The following is a 3,436-nucleotide window of genomic DNA, read 5'->3' as shown; positions in this document are numbered from 1 at the left end:
TCCTCCTTCGCTGTTTGGGGCTTCACTCTTCTCATGATGCTCTTTTCCCAACTCCTCCTTCGCTGTTTGGGGCTTCATCCTCTCACAAAATGATTTTCTTCATCTTTTTCTGAGAAAGACGAATAATGTCTCTCCAAGTACATACTATAAGATTGTCGCTTCGCTGGGCTATAGCCAAGCGGTAAGGCAACGGACTTTGACTCCGTCATGCGTAGGTTCGAATCCTGCTAGCCCAGCCACATTAATTACATAACCGAAAAAAGCTGCCGAGTATCAAAACTCAGCAGCTTTTTTTAATCCTATTCTATTACTCACCAGTTAAAGGAATGACCGCACCATCATACGTGTCGATAATGAATTTTTGAACTTCTTCTGATTGAAGGATTTCAACTAATTTTAAAATCTCAGCACGGTTTTCGTCTTCAGAACGAACAACAATTAGGTTTGGCTGAAGAACATCTGCTCCTTCAAACGCAATTCCGTATGACTCGATGTCTACTCCACCTTCAAGTGCATAGTTTGTGTTAATCACAACTGCATCGCCTTCTTCTGCTTCAAATGAAGGAGCTAACATTCTTGCCTCCACTTGGAACTTATCAAACTGTAAATTTTTCGGGTTTGATACGATATCGTCTACTGTTGCTAAAGCACCTTCCTCAACATCAAGCTCAATTAAACCAGCTTCTTCAAAGATTGGAAGAATACGGCCATGGTCACTAATTGAATCACTCATGATAATTGTTGCACCTTCTGGAAGCTCATCTAAGCTGCTATATTCTTTAGAATACACGCCGATTGGCTCTGCATGGATGGCACCAATGCTAACAAAATCAAAATCAGGATTTTCATCTAATTGCATCGCTAAGTAACCAGGTGTTTGGAAATAGTTAGCGTCAATGTCTCCATCACGTAATGCTTGGTTTGGCAAGATATAATCTTGGAATGTTACAATTTCAAGCTCAATGCCTTCTTCAGCTAAAAGTGGTTGTACATATTCAAGTACTTCTGTATGTGGTACAGCAGATGCCCCAACTACTAGCGTTGATGTTTCAGCTTGTTCTCCCTCTTCACCAGCTGCATTTTCTGTTGTTTCTTCTTCTGCAGCACCGCAAGCTACTAAAGATGCGGATAATGCTGCTACACCAAGTAAGCGTAAAAACTTTTTCATAATTAAAATCCCCCTTGTTATCGTTTATCTGTTTTATTTGTAAAATAGTCACCGATCCACTGAATAAGAAAGACAATGACTAAAATGACCACTGTTGCAACTAATGTAATTTGACTGTTGTTTCGTTGAAAGCCTTCAAGGTAAGCAAAGTGTCCGAGTCCACCTGCTCCAATTACACCGGCCATAGCGGTAAAGCTGACTAACGAAATAGCTGTTACGGTAATACCGGAAATGAGTGCCGGAAGCGACTCAGGAATAAGGACTTTTCGAATGATATCCCATTTGGTTGCCCCCATTGCTTGAGAAGCTTCTATAACTCCTTTATCAATTTCCCTTAATGCCATTTCGACCATCCGAGCATAAAACGGAGCCGCTCCAATGATTAGTGCTGGTAAGGCTGCATTGGCTCCAAGCATCGAACCAACGAGCATACGTGTAAATGGTATCAACAAAACAATTAAGATAATGAACGGAATTGAGCGAAACACATTCACAATCAAACTAAATATCGTATTAATCCACTTGTTTTCCCAAAGGTTTCCTTTGCTCGTTAAATACAAGATGAGGCCTAAGATTAACCCGATGATAAATGTCGCTGCGACGGAAATTCCCGTCATATAAAGAGTCTCAAGTGTGGCGTCCCATAACCGATCCCACCTTACCCTTCCAAACCATTGATCAAGCATGGGCGATCACCTCCACTTCCACTTCTTTTCCGCGGATAAAGGCAATAGCTTTGCCGATTTCATCTTTGTCACCCGTTAAGGCTACAAATAATGTTCCGTACGAACCCTCTTGGATTTTTGTTAGCTTTCCTTGGATGATGTTGACCTCGACATCAAAGTGTCTGATCAACTGGGTGATCAACGGACGTTCTGCTTCTTCTCCGACAAACGTCAGCTGTACCAGCTGGCCTTCCGGATAATCAGCAAGCATGTGATCAACTGCTTCGACTGTTTCATCAGTCTCTGTAATTTGCTTAACGAATTCCTTAGTCATCTTCTCTTTTGGTTTACGGAACACTTCTCGTACAGGTCCTTGCTCAACAATCTTTCCAGCTTCCATTACCGCAACTTGATGACAAATCTTTCGAATGACATGCATTTCGTGCGTAATTAATATAATCGTCAATCCTAGACGCTCGTTAATATCTACAAGCAAGTCCAAAATTGAATCCGTCGTTTTTGGATCTAATGCCGACGTTGCTTCGTCACAAAGAAGAACTTTCGGGTTATTGGCCAACGCACGTGCAATACCGACACGTTGCTTTTGTCCCCCACTCAATTGAGATGGATAACTTTCTTCACGGCCCTCTAAGCCAACAAGTTTAATTAATTCATCCACTCGCTTCATTCGCTCGGTCTTCTTCACACCAGCAATTTCAAGCGGAAACGCTATGTTTTCTCGTACAGTCCGCGACCAAAGCAAGTTAAAGTGCTGAAAAATCATGCCGATTTCTTGTCTAGCTTTGCGAAGCTCTGTTGGTTTTAGTTTTGAAAGATTTCTTCCAGCCACTACAACCTCACCCTCGCTTGGTCTCTCAAGCATGTTCAGCATACGAATTAATGTACTTTTTCCCGCTCCACTATATCCAATAACACCATAAATTTCACCTTCATTAATTGTAAGGTTAATTCCATCAACCGCTGTAACCGGACCATTTTTTGTTTGGAATATTTTTCGAATTCCTGTTAATGAAATCATCCGCTTCTCCTTCCCCCTATAGAAGCAATTCCTATAAGAATACTTAAATTTATCGCAACATTATTCTGATTTATTATTGCCACATGAATAAAAAAACCTTTCTGCATAATGAGCAGAAAGGTTTTTACATTCCCTTCTCTCATCTTTCAAAGCATTACACTTTGCAGGATTTAGCACCTTCTTAGATCGCATTCGATCCAACGGTTGCCGGGCATCGTCGGGCCAGTCCCTCCGCCACTCTGGATAAGAGTCTATGACATTCAGTTATTTGTTTATATTAGCAATGAGAGAATGATAGCACACTCAAAAAATGATTGTCAACAAATAATATTACATCGATATAGTTTTTTTATTCAGATTTATCGGAAAATAAAGTAGAGGTACTCCCTCTTAACTAGCTTCTTACTCGCTGTTCGAAAAGAAAGAGCAACATACATATTTAATAAACCTCAACTTTTCTGCTCAATTCTGTTATTTTCTATCTTAATGGATCTAGGTCAATATTTTGGACACAAAAAAGTTAACTTTCTTACCAATTATCAAGTAGACTCAGGTGGCTTGACA

The 3,436-nt window shown here is 40.5% G+C and carries 3 protein-coding genes, 1 tRNA gene and 1 riboswitch; of the genes, 1 reads left to right on the top strand and 3 read right to left on the bottom strand.

The annotated features are described in order from the left end of the window. Positions 1 to 164: 164 nt before the first annotated feature. A tRNA-Gln gene (locus SAY88_RS24385) sits at positions 165 to 239 on the top strand. Between the two features lie 68 nt (positions 240 to 307). On the opposite strand, the gene SAY88_RS24380 is transcribed toward SAY88_RS24385, so the two are convergent. The 3 genes from SAY88_RS24380 to SAY88_RS24370 are packed head-to-tail and all read right to left on the bottom strand — an operon-like array spanning position 308 to position 2,872. Beyond that, positions 308 to 1,168 (bottom strand): MetQ/NlpA family ABC transporter substrate-binding protein, encoded by an 861-nt coding sequence (locus SAY88_RS24380; RefSeq protein WP_332635034.1) that lies wholly within the window; start codon positions 1,166 to 1,168, stop codon positions 308 to 310. 17 nt (positions 1,169 to 1,185) lie between these two features. After that, on the bottom strand, positions 1,186 to 1,854 hold the full coding sequence (locus SAY88_RS24375; protein WP_332635033.1) for a methionine ABC transporter permease: 669 nt from the start codon (positions 1,852 to 1,854) through the stop codon (positions 1,186 to 1,188). Continuing rightward, positions 1,847 to 2,872: a methionine ABC transporter ATP-binding protein gene (locus tag SAY88_RS24370; protein WP_332635031.1), complete on the bottom strand. Its 1,026-nt coding sequence runs from the start codon at positions 2,870 to 2,872 to the stop codon at positions 1,847 to 1,849. The genes SAY88_RS24375 and SAY88_RS24370 overlap by 8 nt, the downstream gene beginning before the upstream one ends. Before the next feature lie 136 nt (positions 2,873 to 3,008). Further along, a riboswitch (SAM riboswitch) is annotated at positions 3,009 to 3,122 on the bottom strand. Positions 3,123 to 3,436: the final 314 nt, after the last annotated feature.

The sequence above is a fragment of the Halalkalibacter flavus genome, assembly GCF_036663575.1.
Taxonomy (GTDB): Bacteria; Bacillota; Bacilli; order Bacillales; family Bacillaceae_D; genus Halalkalibacter; species Halalkalibacter flavus.
The sequence above is the reverse complement of the archived record's forward strand: the minus strand, read 5'-3'. Positions and strand labels throughout refer to the sequence as shown.